This is a genomic window from Streptomyces sp. NPDC002886 (genome assembly GCF_042888445.1).
Taxonomy (GTDB): domain Bacteria; phylum Actinomycetota; class Actinomycetes; order Streptomycetales; family Streptomycetaceae; genus Streptomyces.
Genome location: NZ_JBIAPV010000011.1, coordinates 246,036 through 266,302, shown reverse-complemented (window position 1 = coordinate 266,302; position 20,267 = coordinate 246,036). Strand labels below are relative to the sequence as shown.

The following is a 20,267-nucleotide window of genomic DNA, read 5'->3' as shown; positions in this document are numbered from 1 at the left end:
AACCGGTGCGTCACAGGACTGCCGTGGCCGGTGTCGAACGTAGGCACCGCACGTGCAACGTCGATGTCCTCGAAGGAGCCCGATGAATACCCAGGAACTGACCCCGGCCATCGCCCCCACCGCCCGCAGGAGCACGCCCACCACGACACTGAGCGCGGGTCAGAGCGGGGTGTCGGAGCCGGCTTCCACACGGGGCAAGACGTCCATCGCCGATGTTGTCGTGGTCAAGATCGCGGGCATCGCGGCCCGCGAGATTCCCGGGGTCCACGACATGGGCGGCGGCCTGTCCCGGACGCTGGGCGCGGTACGCGACCGGGTGCCCGTGGGACGCCCCAACATCGGGCGGGGGATCAAGGTCGAGGTCGGCGAGCGCCAGACCGCCATCGACGTCGAGTTGGTCGTCGAGTACGGCGTCCCGATCACCGACATCGCTCGTGATGTGCGCGAGAACGTGATCGCGGCGGTGGAACGCATCACCGGCCTGGAGGTGGTCGAGGTCAACGTGGCCGTCAACGACGTCCACCTCCCCCAGGACGACGAACCCGGCAGCCTGGCCGACACCCGTGTGGAGTGAGCACCCCGGCCAGTGCCATTGGGCACGTCATGAAGCATGAAGGGTGAAGCGATGAGCAGAGACGTACTCGGGCTCGTGGTGGGCATGGCGCTGGCGTTCGCCGGCTGGTTCGGCGGCTTCGGCGCCTTCCTCCTGGTCGCCGTCTTCGGGGGCCTCGGTTTCGCTGCCGGGCGGTTCGTGGAACGCGGCGGTGACCTGCACGAGCTGGTCTTCCGGGACCGGGGCCGGCTGTGACCGCGCGGGAGCGGGGCACGACCACGGTGGCCGACCGGGTCGTGCGCAAGATCGCTGAGCAGGCCGCACGGGAGTCGACCACTGCCTTGTCCGGGCGGGTGACCAAGGGGTCCGCCTCGGTACGCGGGCAGTCGGCGAACGTCGGCTTGAACATCGTGCTCGCCTACCGCGGATCAGCAGGCGATGCCACCCAGGCCGTTCAGGACCACGTCGCCGCCCGCACCTCCCACCTGACCGGCTTTCGCCTGGCCTCCCCCCGCATCAGCGTCCGGGACCTCGCCGCGACGGCCCGGGGGGTTCCGGCCGTCGCCGAGGACGTGCCGACCGCCTTCACCCCTGGTCGGTCGTGCCGACGCGGCTGGTCCGAGCGGCGCCTGCCGGTCGCCGTTCTGGCCGCCCTGGCCTTGGGCGGCTGCGCCGCCCTGCTGCAGGATGTGGCCGCCGTACATCTGCAGGCGCGAAGGCCGGCGCAGTGGCGCGTCCACGTGGCCGGCTGGCTCGCCCACCACGGCCCCGCGACCACCCCGGTCTGGGCCGCAGTGGTCCTGGCCGTGGGCGGGTTGTGGCTGGTCGCCCTGGCCCTCACCCCGGGACGCCGCGGTGACCTGACGATGTCCACCCCCGATGCGGATGTCCGGGCTGTGATCAGCCGCCACTCGGCCTCACGTCTCCTGCGAGCCGCGCTCGCCCAGACCCCCGGCATCACCGAGCCCCGTGTGCGCGTCCGCAGACGTCGGCTGACCGTACGGGCCCACTTCGACCACGAGGACAAGGCCAGGGCACGCCATACGGTGAGCGAAGCCGTCGCCGCCGTCGTGCGCGAGACGGGTCTGGCCACACCCCTGCGAACCCGCATCCGACTGCACCCGGCATCCTCGCGGTACGCGGCCCCCGCACCGGTCATGGAAGGAGAGCCCGGTGCATCGCACCCGTAACATCGTCAACCGGATCGTCCTGCTGGGCGGCGGGTGCCTCCTGCTCGGCGCCGCGGCTGCCATGATCGCCTCAGACACCGGCGCCCTGCCGAACGGGTGGGCCGGGGTCGGTGCCGACGTCCACTGGATCAACCCCGATTCCGGGACCCGCGGGAGCAGCCACTCGATCCGGGAGGCGGCCTGGGCACCCCTCGTGCTCCTGACCGCTCTCACCGCCTTGGGCCTGCTCTCCTTGCAACTGCGCCGCCGCATCCTCAAACGACTTCCGCTGAACTCCCCGAACTGCACGGTGGAAGGCCGGGCCGTCACCACCGCGGTTGCCGGTCGCCTCCTCGCCCTGCCCGGAGTCACCTCGGCCCGCATCAGCCTGCACGGCCCACCGGGTCGGGCGTCCCTTCGCACCCGGCTCGTCGTCGACGACACCGCCTCGCCCGGACAACTCCTGACCAGCCTGTCCACGACCGTGCTCCCCGAGGTCCGAAGCTTCCTCGCCCCGCACACGGTCGCGGTGCGAGCGCGCATCACCGTCCGCGGGCATCACCGGCCCAGGTAGGACAGGCACGCCTCCTCAAAGCGAGCATCCACACGGGAGCGGGGCCCGCACCTGAGTGCGGGCCCCGCTCCACGGCTCCGGGAGACCGTGCGGATCCACGGGCCACAGCCGGTCCCGGCCCTCGGCCCCGGTCAGCAGTAGCGCACCCACTCGTGGGCGTGGACGTAGCGGGCATCGACCCAGCCGGACGTGCCGGCGAGGTGGTACCAGCCGTCCTGCTGGCAGGCCAGCTTGACGTGGCTTCCCGGGGACAGGCTCCACACGACGTGGGAGTGCGTCCACGGGTGCTGGCGGACGTTGAGCTCGATCCGGGAGGTCACGGTCCCCGACACCTCGTGATCATGGTGGTGGGACTGAGGGACGGCTCCCGCCGCACCCACGCCCGCCACACCGAAACCAGCGGCCAGGACCACGGCGGCGAGGCCGCGTCCGATCATTCGTCCGGTCATCACAGCACTTCCCTTCATGCCCCCGCACCTCTGCGCCCCAGGGTCAGATGGGACCCGACGCCGTGAGCGGCGAATGCTCACGCCTCCACCCGTTGATTCGTCGACACGAACCCTCCGGATTGGTGTGAATCGATGCAATGCGGGCGGCGGGGTGGCGGGTATGAACAACCCCTCACAGGCCGGTGACGGCTCGGGCGGTGAGACCGATCCCGACAATCAGGACGAGCGCGGATGTGGTGGCGGGCCCGATGTGCCGGAGCGCCTTCAGACGGGTGGAGAACGTGCCGGCGGTGCTGGTGGCGATGCGGTCGCCCAGCCGTACGAGGAGGAGGCCGGCGAGGGTGAGAGTGGCGGCTATGCCGAGGCCGTAGCCGATGACGAGGAGAATTCCGAAGGCCGTTCGGCCGAGGGCGACGGCACCCAAGAGCACGACAAGCGCCGAGGGGCTGGGGACGAGGCCGCCGGCGATGCCGACTCCGATCAGGACCCGGCGCCGCGGCCCGGCCGTCGGCTCGTGAGCGTGATGGTCGTGGCCCGTGCCGTCGTGGGGATGGTGGTGGTGATGACCGGACGGCGGAACCGTTTTCGTCAGGACGGTGGCGTCGGCCGCTGTGGCGTCGGATGCGCGGCGTGAGGACGGCAGCACGGGCGCCTGCTCGTGTGCGTGGCCGTGGCCGGGATCGTGACTGTGGCCGGAGTTCACGTGGTCGTGGGCGTGGCCGCCGTGGTGGTGTCCGTGGCTGTGCTGGTGGCCGCGGCCGCGCAGGGCGGAGTGCAGTAGTCGCAGGCCGATGGCGGTGACGAGGAGGCCGCTGGCCAGGCCGAGCCAGGCCAGTACGGTTTCCCCGGCAAGGTGGGTGGCGAGCGGGAGGACGAGGCCGAGCGTGAGGACGCCGGCGGTGTGGGTGAGGGTGACGGTGGCGCCGACGGTGACGGCGTCGCGCGGGGTGCCGCGTCGGCCGGCCAGGTAGGCGGCCATGATCGTCTTGCCGTGGCCGGGCAACACGGCGTGCGAGGCCCCGAGGACCACGGCGAGCAACAGGGCGAGGAGGCCGACCGGCACGGTCAGTTCGCGGCTGCCGACAAGGCTGTCGAAGAGCGCCGAGAGCTTGTCGAGTACGGCGGTGACGGGTCCGGCGCCGGGCAGGCCAGGCGGCACGATCCGTGCTGCTGCCCCCTGCCCGGGGGCTGTCCGCACTTCGGCACTGCGCAGGTCGAGCGGGGCGGCGAACGGGTCCTGCGGGTAGTGGCGCAGCCCGCCCGTGGACGAGGCGGCCGAGACGGTGGAGTCTGTGACCGTCAGGCCTTCACCGTTGGCGGTGATCTCGCGCCAACCGATGCGCTGCGTGTCGTAGTGGGTGACGGCCGGGACGGTGGACGGTGAGTCGAGGTTCGCGTCGGCCTGGAGCCGACAGGTCAGCCGGCTCGTCTCGAGCCCGGCCTCGCCCGGATGGAAGGCCAGCGTGCCGACGCGCCGGTTCCATTGGACTCTCACGCCGCCCGCATCGGTGGCCAGTTGCACGGCCAGCGTGGCACACGCCTTGTCCGCGTACACGCCCCGCTCGTCGGCCGTGATGATCCCGTCGCGGTCCCGGTCGATGAGCGGACGCTCCTGTGCGGCGGCAATCTCGGCGCGGTCGACCGCGATCTCGGCCTCGACGGCATGGGGGCGCAGGGTGAGGTGGGTGGCGTAGTTGACGGTGAAGTTGCCCAAGGGATGCGCGGCGGCCGGGTGGGCGGCGGCGATCAGCACGAGCGGGGTGAGCAACGCGGTTGCGAGCGGTGCGGCGGTCAGGCGCCGACGGTTGCAGGGGTTCATGGGGTGTCGTCGATCCGCCGGATCGCTTCGCGCGCCGCGGGGGCGTGCAACGGGTGGAAGGAAGGGGCGATGGCCAGCACCCGCTCGAGGTCGCGCAGAGCGCTCGAGTTGTCGCCGAGGGCCTGCTGGATGGCGCCTCGGTGATACAGGAAGAGGGCGCTGCGGGTCCCCAGACTGAGAGCCCTCTTCGCTTCGGCGAGGGCCTGATCGTCGCGGCCGGCGCGGTGCAGGGCCCAGGCGTAGGCGTCGTGGACCGCGATGAACGGCCGCTCCCGTACGGCCGCTTCGGCCATGGCCACCGCTTGCCGGGGGTCGCCGTGGTCGGCCTCGAAGAGGATCGCGTCGACGTCGGCGGGCGTGCCAGTGGCGCGGCGGAGCCTCTCCTGGGCGCGCAGGATCGCGTACTGAGTTTCGGCCTGCTCCCGGTGGCCGTGGGACTGCTGGAGTTCGCCGAGTCCGAGCAGTTACTGCGGCAGGGGGCCGCAGCGATGGCGGCGGTGTAGTCGGCGACCGCCTGTCCGGTCTCACCCTTGGCTGCGTGGGCTTTGGCCCGGGCCTCCAGCAGGCCCGCATCGCGGGGGGGTGATGGCCAGCCCGGCCTCTGCCTGACGTTGCGCGGCCGCCGCATCACCGCTCTCCAGGGCGAGGGAGGACAGGTGCGTGTGGGCGAAGGCGCGTTCGCCCGGGGTGCCGGCCGCGTGGAGTGCTCGATCCATGAGGGCCTTGGCCTGGGCGGTTTCAGCTCACCACCAGCGGCTCGGGCGAGTCCTACAAGGTCAACGCCTCCTCCAACGTCGTCTGCGGCAACGTCAAGACCGCCAACGCCAACGTCTACATCGTCGACACCGTCCTGATGCCGAAGTAGCCCCACCAGCCACCTGCAGCACCGGCACTCCCGTGAGTACTCGGCAGGGCGGCCGTCCCCGTACGGTCCCGCCGAATGCTCGTCCCACGCTGTGGCACGCCCGGACGGCGCCTCCGGAGATGCCGCGCAGGCGGTCGGTGGCCGTCAGTGGGCAGGGGCTCCGAATTCCGCATGCTGGGTGTGGAAGGCGTACTCCGCGTCATCACCTGAGGGCGGTGCGGAGAACAAGATCCTGCGCGCCTCGGCCCGCGCCTGCTCCATGAGCTCTTCGAACTCTTCGTCGGTCATCGTGCTCGCCTCACAAAACGCGTCCCCCTACAGATGATTCGTGGCACACCCGCTGCCGGACTGGTGGGCACTGACCAGTCCTCCACAGGGGTGGAGAAGCCCCAAGCTCCGCCCCGCCCTTGCCCTGCCGGACCCAGCGGCCAATCCCGGCGGGACCGTTCGTTGATGCCGACGATCTTGCGTGGATGTGGCAGCTCGGGGCCGAGGCAAGGCCGGACGAAAGCATGAGCGGAGGGGCCGGCGCGTGATCGACACCGGCGACATCGACGACGTCCTCCTCGGCCTGGACGTCGGCAAGGGCGAACACCACGCCACCGCCGTCACACCGGCCGGCCAGAAAGCCTTCGGCAAACGCCTGCCCGACACCGAACCCAGGCTCCGCGAGCTCTTCGCCAAGCTGTAGGCCAAGCACGGACTGGTGTTGGTCGTGGCGACCAGCCGGCCTCGATCGCCGCTCTGCCGCCGGCGGTCGCGCAGGACATGGGCTGCCCCGTCGCCTACCTGCCCGGGCTGACAATGCGGCGGATCGCCGACCTCTTCCCCGGCGAGGCCACGAGGGTCGCGAACCGTCTCCACGGCCTGCACGCAGATCCATCCATCGCTGGAACGGGTCCTGGGACCGCGATTGCAGAACCCGGCTGTCCTCACGTTGCTGGAGCGGTTCGGTTCACCGGCCCAGATCCGCAAGGCCGGCCGGCGACGGCTGGTGACGCTGCTGCGGCCGAAGGCGCCGAAGACGGCCGAACGGCTGGTCGAGGAGATCTTCGCCGCTCTGTACGAGCAGACCGTCACCGTTCCGGGGACCGAGGCGGCCGCGCTGATCGTGCCGAGCCTGGCCGGGTCCCTGGCCACAGTCCTTGACCAGCGGAAACTGCTGGCCGCATGGATCGAAGAACTGCTGGAGGCCCACCCTCTTTCGAAGACACCTCATGGTGCTAACTCGTCAAGCCACCAGTTTCGGTATTCGAACAGCGATCACTCATAGAGCTTCTCGGTGGGTGTTGATCCTGCGCGACTTACTCCAGGTAGAGAGCAGCCAGACCCGGCAGTCGGCGAGCCATCTCGTCTGAGTCCGAGAAGTCGAAGTTCCAGGCAGGGTCCAGCTGCGGGTAGCAGATGGTGAGTGTGCCCGGTGGGGGCTGATCACCGGTTGCCGTGATGTGAGCGTTCCATGCGATGACCAGCATGTCTTCGCCCTCCAAGTTGCTGCCGGCGGCTGCGGCGGCTTGGACTATGGGCAGTTTCGCCAGTGCGTCAGGATCAGCGACGACGCGCTCGAAGACTTCACGGCCCTGAGCGATCAGCCAGCCGCGGAAGTAGTCGAAGCCGTCGTCGGAGCATCCGCCGTTGACGGTGTAGGCAGCGGCCCACAGAGGGTTGGTGTAGGACTCAATCATCAGGTCCCACAGCGCCTGCTCCGCGGTGATGATCTCCTCGACCGGCCGGGCGGCCAGCAGCGAGGTCGCTTCGCGGGCGACCGCGTCGCTGTCGTGTGGGGTGATCGCCCGGTCGCGGGCCTCCGCGATGAGCTCCCAGAAGTGCTCCTTGTTCATGGCGGGGAGCATGCCATCTCGTACTGACAGAAGGATGCCGATTCCTTCGTGCTCAAAGCGGGTGATCCCTGAGTCTCGTGGTCGAGAATGATCTTCTCTGTCCGGCTTCGCTCCGACTGGTAGGGGTCTGCCAGGGGACGTGGGCATAGCCCGCTGCCGATGTGAGCATCAAGCCAGTCGATCCTCTCCCTGGCACGATCCATGTGGGTGTCAATTCGGGAGATACGTCCGCAAGCAGGATCGCACCGGTACCGGCTGGGCGTGTGGCGGGGCTTCCCGTTAACCGCACGGTCTGGATCACACAGAGCCTTGTACGGGTCGGGCGGAGATCCTGTGCCAGGGCGCAGCCCAGGAATTCGGCGCCCAGGTCACGGTGGTGCGTCACTTCCCGGCCCGGACGATGCTGGCCCACAGACGACACGACAGGTTCGACCTGCTGGTGTTCAACACGGAGGGCATCGCCGAGACCCATACGTGCGCGGAGGGCATGGGGCCTATCCCGTAGTCAGCAGCGGACGCGGGCGATACCATCACGGACCCATACGAGGGCCTGGCGGAAGAGCGGTGCGCGATTTCCGTCCGGAGTCTCTAGTTCCAATCCTAGGCTTGCAATCGGGCCCGCGAGCTCGAAGAACTTGGCTCCGTCGGGGTCCGGCTCGCGCCGGTCCTCCCACTGGGCAAAGGCCTCATACAGGTCTCGGGCTGATGGCCAGTCAGGGCCAGGAGTGAATCGGCAGATGAACCAGGGCATATCAGTCGTATACCGATACAGCTCGCCTACAAGGTACGGGCCTCGCATAAGGCGCCACGTTGGCTCCAGCGGGTTATCCACGCGTGGGGCAGCATAAAATTTGATGATTTTGCTCTCCAAACTCTAGTTCGTGCGCTTACCCGCGAGAAGCAATGAGGGTCGCTTCCTGCTTGCCGTCTTTGCGGAACGCCCCTCAACACGAGCTCGCCGTCCGGGACACCAGGGCACTTGGCCTTCGAGGCCCTCCAGCGCCGGGCCGCAGCCCGCGGCCACACCGCAGCCGCGCTCGTCGTGGAGACCCCGGCGTTGTTCCGCTTACCCGCCCTCCAGATCGACGGCACCGTACTGCTCGACGCTGGGCCGCGGCTTCTCGTCTTTGGGTCCGGGTGGGGCGGCGTAGGCGGCGGCAGAACCGGCGAGTAGCAGGAAGCCGGCGAGGAATGTCGCCCAGCGGGCCTTGACGGGTACGAGCATGGTCCCTCTCCCTCACTTTCGAACGAAGGCGCAATGTTAGGGAAGGAGGGCAGGCTTCAGCACCCACAGGTACGGACCATATTCATTCCGCCGTGGCACCTCGCGGCGACTGCTTGCGTCCCCTGACTGCCGGTCGGCCGGGAGGGATTGGACACAGCGCCGCCGACCCATCTGCACGGGGAAGACTTAAGGCGGCCCGGCGATACTGCCCCGATCAAAGCGGGCACAGGGCCTGACCGGCGCACGCCATATCGGCTCGGGCTACCTCCGACCCTAAGTCCCGCCGTTGGCGCGATGGGAATTGATCCTGACGCCGGTGCCGCAGTGTTCAGCGGGCGCGCCTTCCTCCCAGCAGCGAATGAACACCAGGGGCAAGCGGCCGACCTCAGGACCGCGAGCCGTCCCAGGCGGCCACCAGAACGGCGGGGCCTGCCCGGAACGGTGTGCGTCCCGGCTCCTTCACCGACCCCATGGCGGATCGGTGACGGACGTACGCCGACCGCTCAGCGTGCGGTTCCGCGGGTTGGAGAAGGTGCTCTGGACAGCTCTCTGGCGGAGCTCACCGTGGGTTCAGATCGGATCAGCGTGAGCGCCTCAGCCGGGCCATGCATGACGGGTGATAGCCGCGATGTGTCTCGCACCGCGCCCCGGCCTCGGCCCCACAGGCGGGACACGCCACCTCATGAACCTCCCGCTCTCCCCCTGCAGGGCGGGTACTCCGTGCCAGCGCCCCGCCGGCATCGACGCGCGTCTTCCACGACTCGATGTGCTCACGCTCGCGCGCGCTGAGGACGCTGTCCGCCTGCTCCGCTGCGAGCAGGAGCTTCCGCACTGAAGCCGTATCCAGTCGCGGCGTTGCGACCGCAGCCCGGTGGGAGGACGGCGAAGGGCCGCCAGCAGGGCACTTACCCGGTCCGCGGCCCACCAGGCCCGTTCGGCCTGCTGCTCGGCCGCGAGGATCTCCTCATGCCGTTCCTTCGCATCGGCGGCGAGTAGTTCACCCGCCGCCTCGACAAGGGCGGACTCCTCTTCAGTGCGGTCATGGCTCGCGGTCGCGTTCGCGGTCACCCGCAGCGTGCGCAGGTGCTCGAGTTCCTGGACGTATAGGGCCGGGCCTACTGAAGCCCTGCGAACAGGTTCTGACGGAACGCCTCCTGCTCCTCCGACCTGAAGCTGGCACCTGAGACGGCAGCACGAGCCTGGGCATGCCCTTCGGTACTCAGACCGGTCAAAGCGGCTAGGAGCTGTCCGGCCGATCATGGTCGGAGTCGAACCCTTCTGAAGTCGATTGCCTGAGTTTCGTTGGCGCGCGACCATCACCGGATGGATGAAGTTCAAGGTCTGATGCTGGTGCGGGTTGTTCAGACGTGTCCCGCGTACCCGTCCCAGTGGGATGCCTGGACGGCGGAAGGCCAGTACCTGTCCCTCCGTTACCGGCATGGTGACGGCTGCGTCGAGCGTCACCCTGGCCCTGACCTCGACACACCGGAATCCTGGAATGAGGGCCTCTCGGAGCTCCTGGCCGAATGGGATGACGGCACGGGCAGCGGAGTGATCGGCCTTGAAGACTTGCTCGCGGCCGCTGGCTTGGCATTGGCTGCAGGCGCATCGGTGGACTGACGCCGGAAAGCGCGGTCACGTCCGGAGCCAGATCACGAGGGCTGCCGCGGTGACCGTGACGAGGTAGACGTAGCCGCCCTTGTCGTATCGAGTGGCGACGGCTCGGACGTGCTTGAGCTTGTTGATGGCCCGCTCGACGGTGTTGCGCTTCTTGTACCGCTCCTCGTCGAAGCCTGGTAGCCGGCCGCCGCGCGAACCTTTCCGCAGGCGGGCGGCCCGGCTGTCGGTCTTCTCCGGAAGGGCGTGCCGGATGCCGCGTCGTCGCAGGGAAGCGCGGCAGGGACCGTTGCTGTAAGCCTTGTCCGCGGCGAGACTGTCCGGCTTCTTGCGGGGCCCGCCCCTCCCGAGCCGAGGTCCGCTCGCTGCCCTGGCGTGACGACCAGGCACAGCGGACGGCAGCGGCCATCCGCACTCAGGTGGAGCTTGGTCGTGAACCCGCCGCGCGAACGGCCCAGACCCTCACCTCCAGCACCACCTCCACCCAGCGGGCGAGGAACTCTGCCACGGCGTCTCGTCCTGGTGTTCTGTCAGCACGTCCCCCCTTTGAGTCGGGAGCCGGCGGCGGATTCGTGCGGGCAGGCTATGAACGCCTGCCTCAGAACAGCGAAGCACACCTGAACTGGTCACTCATCACCCTCATGACCAGGCGACTCACCCGCAAAACCGCCCGGTGGACCAAGAAGACCCCAGCAGCCGACGGTGTGACCTGACCGGCCAGACACCGTCGGCAAGGAACAGCCGTAGGCCTTTCAGTCCCACCAGAACGTCCAGTGGGCGTTACCCACCAGAGCTTCCTCCGCGTAGAGGCGGATGCTCTCGTACCCCTGCCAGATGTTGTCAGGGCAGAACGCGAAGTGCTCCGCGGCGACTGCGAGAGCTTCATCCAGCGTCTGCGGAGGGGCTGCGACCGACAGGTCCAGCCGCGCGTACGACAGAGCAACCACCCGGACTCCGAAGCGGTCCTCCCAGGAACGGAGAACGGCACACAGTCGTGCCACATCGTTTTCGTGGTTGACCGGCCCTGACCAGCCGATTGCTGCGGGGAGGTCCGCGGCCCGGCCCACTGGGACCAACGCCAGCCGAGGGCTCTTGAGCGAGTGTCCGACCAAAGCCTTGGCCACGTCCGCGGCAGTCGTGTCCGGATCTGCCGCTGTCTTCCCTGGCGACGCGAGCCCAGGCCAGCTACCTGTGAACGGGGCTATGGTCTCGCCCGCGTCCTCGTCGTCTTCGTTCTCCTCGGTTTCCGATGCCGCGAACCCCCAAAAGTCCTTGAGGACCTCCTCGGCATGATGGTCGCCGGGGTCCGACATCATGCCGGGATCCAGCTCGCCGTCCCACCACTCCTCGATACCGGATTCGTCCTGGAGAAGGACGGGCTGCAGTCCCGTCTCCCGGGCCGGCAGGTACTCGGCCCAAGTACCAGGTGCTGCGACCTCATCGGCCACCCAAAGCAGCGGCTCAGGCCAAGGACCATCGTTGGTCTCGGTCACCAGTGAGCCCGGCGGCAGGCTCAGCCCCAGGCTTCCGCCCACGGGGTCGGTCAACAGCACCGTCAGCGGCGGCTTGGAATGTGTCGTCATGACGGTGAAAAGTAACGGCCCCCACTGACAGACCTCACCTGTGGCCAGGCTCCAGGATGAAAACAACCACTCAGCCGATGGAGAACGCTCGCGAGGGAGTCGCCCCGCAACGCGGGGCTGCGGGGCGACGATCCACTTTCGCGACGGGCTCTTAGTGGGGTTAGTCGACCGTCTGACCGTCGTAACTGCCACCCCTGCAGGTCGGGAGCACGGGCGTCGACCGGTCGATCGTTCCACCGTTGTCCGTGCACTCACCGGGGGTGACGCTGGCCGGGGTGACACTGCCGACGGTGGCGGCGCTGGCGCTGGCGGCGCCTGTGAGGCCGAGTCCGGCGAGGGCTGCCGTGGCGAAGACCGCGGCGATGATTCGTCGAATGCGCATGTGGTTCGCCTTTCACAGATTGCCTCGGTTGGGGCACTAGCCAGCTTGATCTTCACCCATGTGGGTGGCACGTCATATTGGGCCATTCGGGTGACAGTGTCGTCGGGCGCGGGGTCGGTGACGCGACCCGTCAGAGCAGATGGAAGCCCGTGCCACATCCGTGCCAGAAAGAGCGGATCCCAGCGGTCAAGAACAGTCGAGCGCGACGCCTCGCGATTCATCACCAGAGTCCGTTTGTGCTGGTCAGCGCCAGTTCCCGCTTCAGCTCGCCACGGCCTTGGACGGAGAGAGCTTGGTAGATCGTCTCGCGAACCACGTGCATCTCCGGCCCGGCGGGGAAGCGTCCGCGCAGAGCGTGGCAGATCTGCTCGGGACTCCAGCGCAGGGTCAGGTGATTCTGGAGGAAGTCACGGAGCTCCGGGTTCTGGCCGATCTTGCCGACCTTCGGCCGAGGCCGTCGCCGAATTGCCAGGGAGTGGGGGCGGCCGGCTCGACCGCGGATCGGCCTGCGAGGGCAGCCCGGATCCGGGTCAGCAGCAAGGGTCTGCCCGTCGATGTCCAGAGCAAGACCGCCGTCCTGGTCCAGGCGAACCACGGCCGCCGAGGGACGTCCCGAACGCGGACAAGGGCTCTCGCGCCCGCGCCCTGCTCTCCCCTGCACCGGCCACTCGGGAGTCTTGAGAAGGCCGGCACACGGACGCGGGTTTGCAGGGGGCGATCGGGAGCAAAAGAGCGTCACGACCAATCCGGTACTACACGAGGAGGTCCCGATGTCGGGCACGGAGAAGGCCAAGGCACAGGCCGAGCAGGCCAAGGGCAAGGCCAAGGAAGCCATGGGCCGCATCGCCGGCAACAAGCGGATGACCGCCGAAGGCCACGCCGACCAGGCCAAGGGCAACGCCCGCCAGGCCAAGGAAGACGTCAAGGACACCTTCCGACACTAACCACACCCACGACGGACCACCGTCACCCGCTGGGCCCCGACCCCCTCCCCCCGGAGTCGGGGCCCAGCCACGTGCAGGAGGGGAAGACCGTGAAACTCGTCAAGATGGCTTTCATGGCCCTCGTCCTCGAGCTGGGAGCCTTCTACGGCTGGGCGATCGCCGACTAGCCCATCGATACACCCCGGGCCCTCCGCGCGGATCCCGCCGGCCTTTGGCCCGTGACCAGCCAGCGGGCCACGGCGGGAAGGGGCTCGCTACTCACACGGACCTGAGTACATGCGCCCTGACGGACACTCGGATGAATCCGAACACTGAGGCCATGCGAATCGAACTGCCGAAGCCCCTCCCCCAGCCGTTGGCGATCCTGGTCCTGGCCACGGCGTCGATCGCGGGATGGGCGGCCTGGCTGGGCTGGGACCAGCTCCGCGACGTGCAACCGGACGGGTCGCAGACCGGCCCTTACCAGCCGTGGCAGGTCATCGGACTCGTACTGACCCTCCTGGCCCTCGTCTGCTGGGCCGCCTCCCGCCACTACGAAGCAGCCGCCGTCCTGGGTACCACCACGGGGCTGACGGTCGCCGCCTCCTACGACTGGTCCGACGACGGAAGCGGACTCTTCGTGATCGGCGTCATCATGATCATGATCGGAAACCTCACCGTGACCGGCCTCCTCGCACCCCTCATCGCCTTCTGCGCACGCCACCAGACCCTGCCCCGCTCGCAGCGGTAAAGCCCCACAGGCCACACTCGGAGGCGTTGGCGGCGTCCTAGAGGCCGGCTGCGGTCGTGGGGTGGACGCGCAGGGTGGGTGTGGGATGTCGTGGGATCGTGTCCCACAGCGGGGAGTACTGGACCAGCACCTCGTCGTCGGCCCACCACTGCATGGCGGGTCCGCGGGCTGCGCGGATCGCGCGCAGGCCGGGCCGCCGTCCGCCAAGCTCGTCCAGCCGGGTCTTGGCGGCCTCGCCTCCATGAGCCTCCAGGACCGGCGCGCGACGGGCCGCGTCCATGAGCGCGTCGCACTCGATGAAGTGCTCCAGGGAGGGGAAGGCGGGTTCTTCCTCGTCCCAGTGCATTCCGATCATCAATGTCATGCCGGTCTCCCCCAGCACGATCGCCCCGCTCGCCCCGGACGCTGTCGTCGAGTGGATCGCGTAGAGGAACTCCACGCGCCCGTCGCCCGGTTCGGGATCGAAGGTCGGCTCCAACTCGATGCGCTCGTCCATCAGCGGGCTCTCGTAAGTCAGCCCCGAGAACCGCTCCTGCAGCGATCGCACCGCCCTGAGCCAGCGCTCGTCGGCGTACCCGAAGGCCCGGCGCATCAGTGCGCGGCACTCGTCGTCACCGGGACCCAGATCGGCCTCCACTACGCGGGCCCGCGCGTCGAGGAATCGCCGCGCACGGCTACTCAAAGGCTCTGGACGCGCAAGGACACTCGGTACGGGTCCGATCCTGGCGTCCCGACGAAGCGCTGCGCCAGCATCGCGCACCGGCAAGGTCCGGAAGAGGAAGGGCCTAGCTCCCTTCGGGGGAGGACAACTCGCCGCTGTAGAGGCGGGCCTGACGTACCCCGGCCCTGCGCAGTTCGTCCGCCACGATCCGCAGGGCGGTACGGGCCATGTGCGGGTACATTCCGCACTTGCAGTCCATCCATACACGGGGGACCGTCTCGTCGACCGCGACGAAGTTCGGGCTGTAGAGGTCTGTGTCGCAGAGGACGTCCTCAGCCTCCTCCCGCGAAAACTCGCGGCCGTCCTCGAACGTGCAAGACAGACGGGACTCTGCCGCGAGGAGTGCCGCGACCGCGCCGGCCCGGTCGTCCGATTCGACGGCGATCTCCCAGTACTGGTGGAACATGCCCCCGTTGCCGCCCTCGATGCGCAGGGCACCGGGGTCCACCGTGATACCGCCCGGCTCGCTCTCCGAGAGCACGGCCCGCCGCATCCACGAGGCACTCTGCTCGGTCTCCAGACAGGCCTCCGCGACGCGCCAGAGCATCTGCGGGCCCGAACCGTCGACTGCCTCCTCGAACAGACTGCGGGCGCGATCCCACTCCGCCAACTCCAGGGCACGGCAACCGTGCCTGAAGGCGGTCTCGGAGGGGTCGTCGGCAGAGGGCAGGAGGGGCTCCGTAGTATCCACGGATTCATAGCTACCACCCGGCTCTGACAACCGCCCACGCCGTTACGACATCCCCATCAACCCGAACCGGCATCTCAACTCGTCTGGTAGGTAGTCCAGATCAGCTGTTGGGGAACGAAGACAGAATGGGTACGGGCCGGAGCGCAGGCAGCGAACTGTCCGCGGACGGCTTCCCGGCTGTCACGGCTATCAGTCGGTAGGCGGCGACCGAGCCTGGACAAGGCCGACCCTTGAACGTAGTCGTCACGGAAAAGCGGTCCGAGCCCCATTGTTGGGCAGGCTGAGCGCCGCGGTAGCCACAACGTCTGGCTGTTGCCGCTCGCGCTGGGCCTCGAGGCGGCCTGGCAGGCGTGGAAGAGCCGTCGCGAGGGCGACGGTGACGAGGAGGAGGCGCAGGCGAAGGAGGGTGGGCCGAGCCCGCTGGCGGTCGCCGCTGTCGCCTTCGCCGGACGCTGCGGGTTGTACGGGAGCGCCTCACCGGCCGATACTCGGTCGGAAGCGTGGGGCCAGTGCCGTAGGGTGGTGTTCACCGACGCGGGGTGGAGCAGCTCGGTAGCTCGCTGGGCTCATAACCCAGAGGTCGCAGGTTCAAATCCTGTCCCCGCTACCAACGCAACAGCCCCCTCGACCGCCAGGTCGAGGGGGCTGTTCGCATTCAAGGCCCGCGCGTGCCGTGGAGACGGCCGGGTGCATGCGAATCGGGCGGTTCTATTCGCCGGTCGCCATCGGGATGGCGGGTAGTGCGGCGTCGGGAGTGGCCAGCAGCGCGACGATGGTGACGTGCTTGTCGCAGTGCGGGCAGTTCCGGACGGCCGTGGGGGCCAGCGGTGTCGGATCCGGCGACGCCGGATTCATCGTTTCGCCTTCAGCAGCGTCAGCGGCTTCTTCGCGCTCGCGGCGCCTGCGTCGGCCTGCCTCTGCTTTACATCGGGGCGTGCAGTAGGTGTGCCGGGCGTCCACGGCACATGTCCTGGCGCACCCAGCGGTGGAAGAAATCGAAGACCTTGCGCGGCGGCGGGAACGGCCCGGGGAGCGAGCGCCACTTGACCCCGTTGTCCGCGAGATAGCGCAGCACGTCCAGTATCTGCCGGTGGCAGTACTCCTCCGGCAGTCTCCCACTTCCCTCCATCCACGGCGGGGAGGGATGACCGCGCATCCGTCCTCGCACTCGGCATCGGTCATGTCCGTCTCGAAGGCCCGCTCGTGGACGGGGCCGGACGGGATGCTGCCGTACCGGCAGGGCAGACACGCGCAGGCGTGAGCGGTGAAGTTGTCGGCAGAAACGGCAGGTTGGTGCAACTGCGGCACGGGGCCCTACGGAGAGTTTCGTGGCAACGAAAATCTCTCCAGAGGGCCCCTCTGGATGCCTGATGAGCCCCAGAAACCCACACCCGAACCACCGTGCCCGTCATCACCAGGCTCTTACGTCACCACCATGTCCCGGTGCTGTAAGGGAACTGGGCTCGGGGCACCCGCCCGCCCAGTCGGCCACTAGCGTGCGGCCATTGAGCCCACCAGCTCAGCCGACCACCACACCCCGGGAGACTCCGCCATGCCCCTTCTTGGTCCCCGCACCCTCCTCGCCACGATCGCCCTCGCAACCACGCTGACGCTGACCGCCTGCGACCCCGCAGCCGAAGCCGAAGCCCCTCCCGCCGCTCCCCCCACCTCCGCCCCTGTCTCCACGCCCGCAAGGTCCGCCGCCCCCACCTCGCCCGCCGGTTCGGGCAAGCACACCCTGGCCGAGGCCGCCACCGCCGGCGGGCTCACCAAGGCCACCGGTGCCAGCGCGGTCTCCGACGTCCCGGTCGACCCGGGCGAGATGCGTGACGGCATGCACCTGGTGGTCGCCGACTACAACCGTGCCGGGCAGACCTCCGGCCGCCGCATCCTTTTCGTTGGCGTCGACAGCGTTCCCGAGGACCCGAACAAGCGTCGCGAGCACCTGTGGCGCGGCCTGATCGACTACGCGCTGCAGAACGGCTCCACCGGCACCCCCACCACCGCCAAGCCGTACCAGCCCGGCCCGTTCGGCGGATCCCTCGAGTGCCTCAGCCTGCCCGAGTCCGCCAACGCCACCGACGTCATCTGCGGCTGGGCTGACACCACCACCGCCGCCGTCGCACTCTTCCCCCGCACCACCCCGGCCGACGCCGCCCGCCTCTTCGCCGCCATGCGCGCCGACCTCGAACACTGACCGCCCCGTCTACCGCACCCCCATGGCCGGGGCGTCGCGCAGGTAGCGGCGCCGCCGGGTGATCCACGCCAGGGTGCGTTCCACGATCCAGCGCTGGCCAGTGCACGACGTAGCCGAGCGACGTCGATACGGCCCTGGCCGATCCCCGAGTACAAGACCCCGTACCCTCGGCGGTGTTCCGGCGCGAGTGCCAGGTCCACGAGGGTGCGGACCGGTCCGTCGGTGCACAGCAGGGCGTCACACAGGTCGAACAAGGCGTCCGCTCGCGACGTCAGGCACGCGTACAGCTCGGTCCGGAACTCCGACACCTTCGTCAGCGCGACTCGTTGGACGCTCTACTCGACCAGTCCCACGATCCCGGCCTCCGTGCTGAATCAACCCTGAGCACAGGATCGGAAACCGGCCTCGCGCACGTCCGGTGAACTGGCGAAACTCCGAACAAGTTCAAGCCCACTTCGACGCCGGTGGATAAACGACAAGCTGAGGCCCACCGCGCCTTCCTCGCCCCGCCGCCCGATCCTGCGCCCTGCCGAGGAGTACCGCACCCCGACCGAGGCCGAGTGGGAGGACTTCCTCGGCCATTTCGAACGCCGCACTCTCCTCGGCACCGGCACCGGCTCCCGCGCCAACGGCACGGCCTGCATCCACGAGCACGCCTGCGTCCGCTGCGCTCTTCTGCGCCCCGACCCTGCCCAGCGCGGCCGGCTGGTGGAGATCCGCGGCAACCTCCTCGACCGGATCGCCGAAGCCAAGCGCGAGGGCTGGCTCGGTGAGATCGAGGGCCTGCCCGTCAGCCTTGCCGGCGCCGAATCCAAAATCGACCAGATCAACGCCGCCTCCAGAGGCATGCCGATCAACCTCGGCATGCCTCGCCAGACCCCAGCTCAACCCACCCGACAGAAGGGACAAGCGCACCGTTGAGACAATGACGGGATGATCAGCAATGAGATCCGGTTCGACTGCCATCCCCGAGGCGACGGCGGCCCGCTCGCGGTGGTCCCTCACATCGACGGAGCATCACTCACCGAGCTGGTCGACGGATTCGAGATCTCGGCCAAAATGGAACCTGCAGGTGATGCCTACGGCGGTCTGATCCCGGCGTTCTTCCGGTTCGGCCCGATGCAGGACCACTTCCTCGGACGATCCACCAGCGCCATGGGGCCGAAGACACCCGTCCTCGGTTGCGAATGCGGCGAGTGGGGATGCTGGCCCCTCATGGCCCGCATCACCGCAACAGCCAACCTCGTGACCTGGGACGCCTTCGAGCAACCCTATCGCCAGATACGCGACTATTCGGGATTCGGCCCATTCCATTTCGGCCGCTCTCAATACGATGACGCCCTGAATTTCCTCAGCGCTGCACTCAGCTCCGAGCACACGTGAGCGCAACCCGTCAGCCCACCAGGGGAAGGAAGTAGTCGTGTTTGACTACGTCGTCGGGCTAAGCCCCGAGCAGACCGCACTCTGGATCGCTTTGGTCGAGGAGGCTCGACCAGTCCTGAAGAGTGATGGAATGGAAGCCGTTCAGGCTCTTCTTGCCGAGCGTGGCATGAGCATCATCCAAGCGATCGCAATCACCCGGGCACTGCTGGGCCTTGCGGAAACACCACTCCGAGTCGCCATCGACATCGTGGCTACGAGCCAGGCCCGGCAGTAAGTTCAGAGAACCGACCAGCCCGAAGCTCAGAACACCCGCCCACACCGGACGCGCCATGATCTCCACCACCCTCGATCTCGCCCCGAGGTCTGCCTACGCACCCCGCGGATTGGGGTTGACCGGGGTATGGCCCCGTCGCGGCCTGGATGGCCAAGCCGCACCCCGCACTCCTCCTCTACCCTCTCTCCCCGCGCTCGTCAGGTGCGCTGGTCGGATGCGTTCCTAAATTCGAGCGTGTACCTGGCTGCCTCGGCCAGCTCTCCGACTCCATTCTGCGCGAACGTGCCGAGGGTGCTCGCATCGCTCCAGACACACATGGACATGGCGGAGTTGTTCTCGTAGTGCCCGCAGGCCAGACGGCCGCCGAGCGGGCCGGCAGGGTACTCCACGGAGTCGCTGCTCTTGGCTCCGGCGAAGAAGTTCCGGAACTCCTGCGTGATCGAGTCCCTGCGCTTCTCCGCGGCCAGCTTCTGCGACCACTGGGTGGTGTCGATGTGGAGGATGCCGTCGGCGCGGCCATCATCGTCCCGGTCGTAGTACCAGGTGCGGCCACGGGGAAGGCGTGCGGCCTCCGCCTCCCGGTAGGAGGCTGTCTCCTCCTCTGCCATCAGCCGGTAGCCGTCCAGGGCCGCGGGCGGCGTGATCGTACGCGGGCCGCTCGGGGCCGCGTCGGCTTCCGCCGGGCCACTTGCGGCTGCGGCGGTCTCCGCAGCTCGCGGCTCCGGCGCGTACCGGAGTACGGCACTCACGACCGCACCCGCCCCGAGCAGGACCAGGATGATCAGAACCGTACGACGCCGGCGCACTCTCAGCGCCGCGGTGGGCCCGTCGGCGGCTTCGCCGGGAGGCAGTGCACTGACTCGCCGCCATGACGCCGTGGCGAACCACAGTACGAGCATCAGCAGAGCGGGGCCGAGGAGGAAGCCCAGAGCCTTCCCGACTTCGTACGCCTCGGAGGTGGTGTCGATGGACAGGTAGATCATCACCGGCGCATCGTACGCGTGACCGAAACCCGCGCGGCGGCCGGTCCGGACCGCCAGGATCTCGTGGCTCGACCGTGCAGTCCATGCAGCCGGCACAGCGACCCGCGGAGGGCCCGCACCAGGATTCTCTGAAGTCATCGCAGGCCGAGGCGGGGGTTGTCACCCCGTCGGCCAATTACAACGCGCATCGAGGCCAAGTACGAGGTTCTGACCGCTGTTTCGTGATGTCTACGACTGCGGGAGGATGCGGGCTCTGAGTAGGGCTGA

Annotated in this window: 26 protein-coding genes, 1 tRNA gene and 4 pseudogenes; 14 read left to right on the top strand and 17 right to left on the bottom strand. The window is 68.6% G+C overall.

Features of this window, described 5'->3' with window-relative positions:
* The first annotated feature begins 82 nt into the window (after window positions 1-82).
* The 4 genes from ACFYYB_RS35405 to ACFYYB_RS35390 are packed head-to-tail and all read left to right on the top strand — an operon-like array spanning window position 83 to window position 2,296.
* Complete coding sequence (locus tag ACFYYB_RS35405; RefSeq protein WP_389441182.1) at window positions 83-574, top strand: Asp23/Gls24 family envelope stress response protein; 492 nt, start codon at window positions 83-85, stop codon at window positions 572-574.
* Between the two features lie 51 nt (window positions 575-625).
* Window positions 626-808, top strand: coding sequence for a hypothetical protein (locus tag ACFYYB_RS35400; RefSeq protein ID WP_389441179.1), 183 nt, complete (start codon window positions 626-628; stop codon window positions 806-808).
* Window positions 805-1,743 carry a DUF6286 domain-containing Asp23/Gls24 family envelope stress response protein gene (locus ACFYYB_RS35395; protein ID WP_389441176.1) on the top strand — a complete coding sequence of 313 codons (939 nt, stop codon included), beginning with the start codon at window positions 805-807 and terminating at the stop codon, window positions 1,741-1,743. The genes ACFYYB_RS35400 and ACFYYB_RS35395 overlap by 4 nt, the downstream gene beginning before the upstream one ends.
* Window positions 1,727-2,296, top strand: a complete 570-nt coding sequence (locus ACFYYB_RS35390; RefSeq protein ID WP_389441173.1) for a hypothetical protein — start codon at window positions 1,727-1,729, stop codon at window positions 2,294-2,296. The genes ACFYYB_RS35395 and ACFYYB_RS35390 overlap by 17 nt, the downstream gene beginning before the upstream one ends.
* Before the next feature lie 131 nt (window positions 2,297-2,427).
* On the opposite strand, the gene ACFYYB_RS35385 is transcribed toward ACFYYB_RS35390, so the two are convergent.
* The 3 genes from ACFYYB_RS35385 to ACFYYB_RS35375 all read right to left on the bottom strand — a co-directional run bounded on the left by ACFYYB_RS35385 (window position 2,428) and on the right by ACFYYB_RS35375 (window position 4,857).
* The gene (locus ACFYYB_RS35385) at window positions 2,428-2,745 is read right to left on the bottom strand and encodes an SH3 domain-containing protein (protein ID WP_389441170.1); all 318 of its coding nucleotides are present in this window, start codon (window positions 2,743-2,745) and stop codon (window positions 2,428-2,430) included.
* Window positions 2,746-2,917: 172 nt separating this feature from the next.
* Complete coding sequence (locus ACFYYB_RS35380; RefSeq protein WP_389441167.1) at window positions 2,918-4,564, bottom strand: nickel/cobalt transporter; 1,647 nt, start codon at window positions 4,562-4,564, stop codon at window positions 2,918-2,920.
* The gene (locus ACFYYB_RS35375) at window positions 4,561-4,857 is read right to left on the bottom strand and encodes a hypothetical protein (RefSeq protein WP_389441164.1); all 297 of its coding nucleotides are present in this window, start codon (window positions 4,855-4,857) and stop codon (window positions 4,561-4,563) included. Before ACFYYB_RS35375 ends, ACFYYB_RS35380 begins: the two co-directional genes overlap by 4 nt.
* A gap of 24 nt (window positions 4,858-4,881) precedes the next feature.
* Between ACFYYB_RS35375 and ACFYYB_RS35370 the strand changes: the two genes are divergently transcribed.
* Both ACFYYB_RS35370 and ACFYYB_RS35365 read left to right on the top strand, forming a co-directional pair.
* On the top strand, window positions 4,882-5,067 hold the full coding sequence (locus ACFYYB_RS35370) for a hypothetical protein (protein ID WP_389441162.1): 186 nt from the start codon (window positions 4,882-4,884) through the stop codon (window positions 5,065-5,067).
* A gap of 236 nt (window positions 5,068-5,303) precedes the next feature.
* Window positions 5,304-5,429, top strand: a pseudogene (locus ACFYYB_RS35365) (fasciclin domain-containing protein); the annotation flags it as partial.
* A 144-nt stretch (window positions 5,430-5,573) separates the two neighbouring features.
* Here ACFYYB_RS35365 and ACFYYB_RS35360 read toward each other — a convergent pair.
* Window positions 5,574-5,717, bottom strand: a complete 144-nt coding sequence (locus ACFYYB_RS35360; RefSeq protein WP_389441159.1) for a hypothetical protein — start codon at window positions 5,715-5,717, stop codon at window positions 5,574-5,576.
* Window positions 5,718-5,964: 247 nt separating this feature from the next.
* Between ACFYYB_RS35360 and ACFYYB_RS35355 the strand changes: the two are divergent.
* A pseudogene (locus ACFYYB_RS35355) lies at window positions 5,965-6,639 on the top strand (transposase); the annotation flags it as partial.
* A 94-nt stretch (window positions 6,640-6,733) separates the two neighbouring features.
* Here the strand turns inward: ACFYYB_RS35355 and ACFYYB_RS35350 are convergent.
* Entirely contained in the window at window positions 6,734-7,270 is a 537-nt protein-coding gene (locus ACFYYB_RS35350; protein ID WP_389441156.1) for a DUF4240 domain-containing protein, read from the bottom strand.
* Between the two features lie 1,066 nt (window positions 7,271-8,336).
* Window positions 8,337-8,495 carry a hypothetical protein gene (locus ACFYYB_RS35345; protein ID WP_389441154.1) on the bottom strand — a complete coding sequence of 53 codons (159 nt, stop codon included), beginning with the start codon at window positions 8,493-8,495 and terminating at the stop codon, window positions 8,337-8,339.
* Window positions 8,496-9,818: 1,323 nt separating this feature from the next.
* Between ACFYYB_RS35345 and ACFYYB_RS35340 the strand changes: the two genes are divergently transcribed.
* On the top strand, window positions 9,819-10,115 hold the full coding sequence (locus ACFYYB_RS35340) for a hypothetical protein (RefSeq protein WP_389441152.1): 297 nt from the start codon (window positions 9,819-9,821) through the stop codon (window positions 10,113-10,115).
* 15 nt (window positions 10,116-10,130) lie between these two features.
* Here ACFYYB_RS35340 and ACFYYB_RS35335 read toward each other — a convergent pair whose 3' ends face one another.
* The 4 genes and pseudogenes from ACFYYB_RS35335 to ACFYYB_RS35320 form a co-directional block, all read right to left on the bottom strand.
* On the bottom strand, window positions 10,131-10,502 hold the full coding sequence (locus ACFYYB_RS35335) for a hypothetical protein (protein WP_389441150.1): 372 nt from the start codon (window positions 10,500-10,502) through the stop codon (window positions 10,131-10,133).
* Between the two features lie 362 nt (window positions 10,503-10,864).
* Window positions 10,865-11,695 (bottom strand): DUF4253 domain-containing protein, encoded by an 831-nt coding sequence (locus ACFYYB_RS35330; RefSeq protein WP_389441148.1) that lies wholly within the window; start codon window positions 11,693-11,695, stop codon window positions 10,865-10,867.
* A 160-nt stretch (window positions 11,696-11,855) separates the two neighbouring features.
* Window positions 11,856-12,077: a hypothetical protein gene (locus ACFYYB_RS35325; RefSeq protein WP_389441146.1), complete on the bottom strand. Its 222-nt coding sequence runs from the start codon at window positions 12,075-12,077 to the stop codon at window positions 11,856-11,858.
* A 229-nt stretch (window positions 12,078-12,306) separates the two neighbouring features.
* Window positions 12,307-12,582, bottom strand: a pseudogene (locus ACFYYB_RS35320) (IS30 family transposase); the annotation flags it as partial.
* A 265-nt stretch (window positions 12,583-12,847) separates the two neighbouring features.
* Here ACFYYB_RS35320 and ACFYYB_RS35315 point away from each other — a divergent pair.
* Together ACFYYB_RS35315 and ACFYYB_RS35310 are read left to right on the top strand one after the other, a co-directional pair.
* On the top strand, window positions 12,848-13,021 hold the full coding sequence (locus ACFYYB_RS35315) for a CsbD family protein (RefSeq protein WP_389440118.1): 174 nt from the start codon (window positions 12,848-12,850) through the stop codon (window positions 13,019-13,021).
* Window positions 13,022-13,340: 319 nt separating this feature from the next.
* On the top strand, window positions 13,341-13,751 hold the full coding sequence (locus tag ACFYYB_RS35310) for a hypothetical protein (RefSeq protein ID WP_389441143.1): 411 nt from the start codon (window positions 13,341-13,343) through the stop codon (window positions 13,749-13,751).
* A gap of 37 nt (window positions 13,752-13,788) precedes the next feature.
* On the opposite strand, the gene ACFYYB_RS35305 is transcribed toward ACFYYB_RS35310, so the two are convergent.
* On the bottom strand, window positions 13,789-14,433 hold the full coding sequence (locus ACFYYB_RS35305) for a hypothetical protein (RefSeq protein ID WP_389441140.1): 645 nt from the start codon (window positions 14,431-14,433) through the stop codon (window positions 13,789-13,791).
* A gap of 103 nt (window positions 14,434-14,536) precedes the next feature.
* Window positions 14,537-15,163, bottom strand: a complete 627-nt coding sequence (locus tag ACFYYB_RS35300; protein WP_389441137.1) for a hypothetical protein — start codon at window positions 15,161-15,163, stop codon at window positions 14,537-14,539.
* 533 nt (window positions 15,164-15,696) lie between these two features.
* Here ACFYYB_RS35300 and ACFYYB_RS35295 point away from each other — a divergent pair.
* Window positions 15,697-15,773: transfer RNA gene (locus tag ACFYYB_RS35295), tRNA-Met, on the top strand.
* A gap of 98 nt (window positions 15,774-15,871) precedes the next feature.
* Here the strand turns inward: ACFYYB_RS35295 and ACFYYB_RS35290 are convergent.
* Together ACFYYB_RS35290 and ACFYYB_RS35285 are read right to left on the bottom strand one after the other, a co-directional pair.
* Window positions 15,872-16,018: a hypothetical protein gene (locus ACFYYB_RS35290; protein WP_389441134.1), complete on the bottom strand. Its 147-nt coding sequence runs from the start codon at window positions 16,016-16,018 to the stop codon at window positions 15,872-15,874.
* Window positions 16,019-16,085: 67 nt separating this feature from the next.
* Window positions 16,086-16,292, bottom strand: a complete 207-nt coding sequence (locus ACFYYB_RS35285; RefSeq protein ID WP_389441131.1) for a transposase — start codon at window positions 16,290-16,292, stop codon at window positions 16,086-16,088.
* 423 nt (window positions 16,293-16,715) lie between these two features.
* Here ACFYYB_RS35285 and ACFYYB_RS35280 point away from each other — a divergent pair, with 423 nt between their 5' ends.
* Entirely contained in the window at window positions 16,716-17,360 is a 645-nt protein-coding gene (locus tag ACFYYB_RS35280; protein ID WP_389441128.1) for a hypothetical protein, read from the top strand.
* A gap of 92 nt (window positions 17,361-17,452) precedes the next feature.
* Here the strand turns inward: ACFYYB_RS35280 and ACFYYB_RS35275 are convergent.
* Window positions 17,453-17,677 (bottom strand): annotated as a pseudogene (locus ACFYYB_RS35275) (transposase); the annotation flags it as partial.
* Between the two features lie 391 nt (window positions 17,678-18,068).
* Between ACFYYB_RS35275 and ACFYYB_RS35270 the strand changes: the two are divergent.
* Complete coding sequence (locus ACFYYB_RS35270; protein ID WP_389441125.1) at window positions 18,069-18,281, top strand: hypothetical protein; 213 nt, start codon at window positions 18,069-18,071, stop codon at window positions 18,279-18,281.
* Window positions 18,282-18,293: 12 nt separating this feature from the next.
* Window positions 18,294-18,743, top strand: a complete 450-nt coding sequence (locus tag ACFYYB_RS35265; RefSeq protein WP_389441123.1) for a hypothetical protein — start codon at window positions 18,294-18,296, stop codon at window positions 18,741-18,743.
* Window positions 18,744-18,801: 58 nt separating this feature from the next.
* Here the strand turns inward: ACFYYB_RS35265 and ACFYYB_RS35260 are convergent, their stop codons facing one another.
* A complete protein-coding gene (locus ACFYYB_RS35260; RefSeq protein ID WP_389441121.1) occupies window positions 18,802-19,083 on the bottom strand; it encodes a hypothetical protein in 282 nt (93 codons plus the stop codon).
* Between the two features lie 131 nt (window positions 19,084-19,214).
* Complete coding sequence (locus tag ACFYYB_RS35255; protein WP_389441118.1) at window positions 19,215-20,003, bottom strand: hypothetical protein; 789 nt, start codon at window positions 20,001-20,003, stop codon at window positions 19,215-19,217.
* Between the last annotated feature and the right edge of the window lie 264 nt (window positions 20,004-20,267).

Bases quoted from the DNA above. Each gene is read 5' to 3' on its own strand.
- ACFYYB_RS35350 (WP_389441156.1), bottom strand. From the start codon at position 7,270: ATGAACAAGGAGCACTTCTGGGAGCTCATCGCGGAGGCCCGCGACCGG.
- ACFYYB_RS35340 (WP_389441152.1), top strand. From the start codon at position 9,819: ATGGATGAAGTTCAAGGTCTGATGCTGGTGCGGGTTGTTCAGACGTGT.
- ACFYYB_RS35380 (WP_389441167.1), bottom strand. From the start codon at position 4,564: ATGAACCCCTGCAACCGTCGGCGCCTGACCGCCGCACCGCTCGCAACC.
- ACFYYB_RS35310 (WP_389441143.1), top strand. From the start codon at position 13,341: ATGCGAATCGAACTGCCGAAGCCCCTCCCCCAGCCGTTGGCGATCCTG.
- ACFYYB_RS35385 (WP_389441170.1), bottom strand. From the start codon at position 2,745: ATGACCGGACGAATGATCGGACGCGGCCTCGCCGCCGTGGTCCTGGCC.
- ACFYYB_RS35290 (WP_389441134.1), bottom strand. From the start codon at position 16,018: ATGAATCCGGCGTCGCCGGATCCGACACCGCTGGCCCCCACGGCCGTC.
- ACFYYB_RS35325 (WP_389441146.1), bottom strand. From the start codon at position 12,077: ATGCGCATTCGACGAATCATCGCCGCGGTCTTCGCCACGGCAGCCCTC.
- ACFYYB_RS35315 (WP_389440118.1), top strand. From the start codon at position 12,848: ATGTCGGGCACGGAGAAGGCCAAGGCACAGGCCGAGCAGGCCAAGGGC.
- ACFYYB_RS35360 (WP_389441159.1), bottom strand. From the start codon at position 5,717: ATGACCGACGAAGAGTTCGAAGAGCTCATGGAGCAGGCGCGGGCCGAG.
- ACFYYB_RS35405 (WP_389441182.1), top strand. From the start codon at position 83: ATGAATACCCAGGAACTGACCCCGGCCATCGCCCCCACCGCCCGCAGG.
- ACFYYB_RS35375 (WP_389441164.1), bottom strand. From the start codon at position 4,857: ATGGCCGAAGCGGCCGTACGGGAGCGGCCGTTCATCGCGGTCCACGAC.
- ACFYYB_RS35280 (WP_389441128.1), top strand. From the start codon at position 16,716: ATGCCCCTTCTTGGTCCCCGCACCCTCCTCGCCACGATCGCCCTCGCA.
- ACFYYB_RS35400 (WP_389441179.1), top strand. From the start codon at position 626: ATGAGCAGAGACGTACTCGGGCTCGTGGTGGGCATGGCGCTGGCGTTC.
- ACFYYB_RS35330 (WP_389441148.1), bottom strand. From the start codon at position 11,695: ATGACGACACATTCCAAGCCGCCGCTGACGGTGCTGTTGACCGACCCC.
- ACFYYB_RS35285 (WP_389441131.1), bottom strand. From the start codon at position 16,292: ATGGAGGGAAGTGGGAGACTGCCGGAGGAGTACTGCCACCGGCAGATA.
- ACFYYB_RS35345 (WP_389441154.1), bottom strand. From the start codon at position 8,495: ATGCTCGTACCCGTCAAGGCCCGCTGGGCGACATTCCTCGCCGGCTTC.
- ACFYYB_RS35265 (WP_389441123.1), top strand. From the start codon at position 18,294: ATGATCAGCAATGAGATCCGGTTCGACTGCCATCCCCGAGGCGACGGC.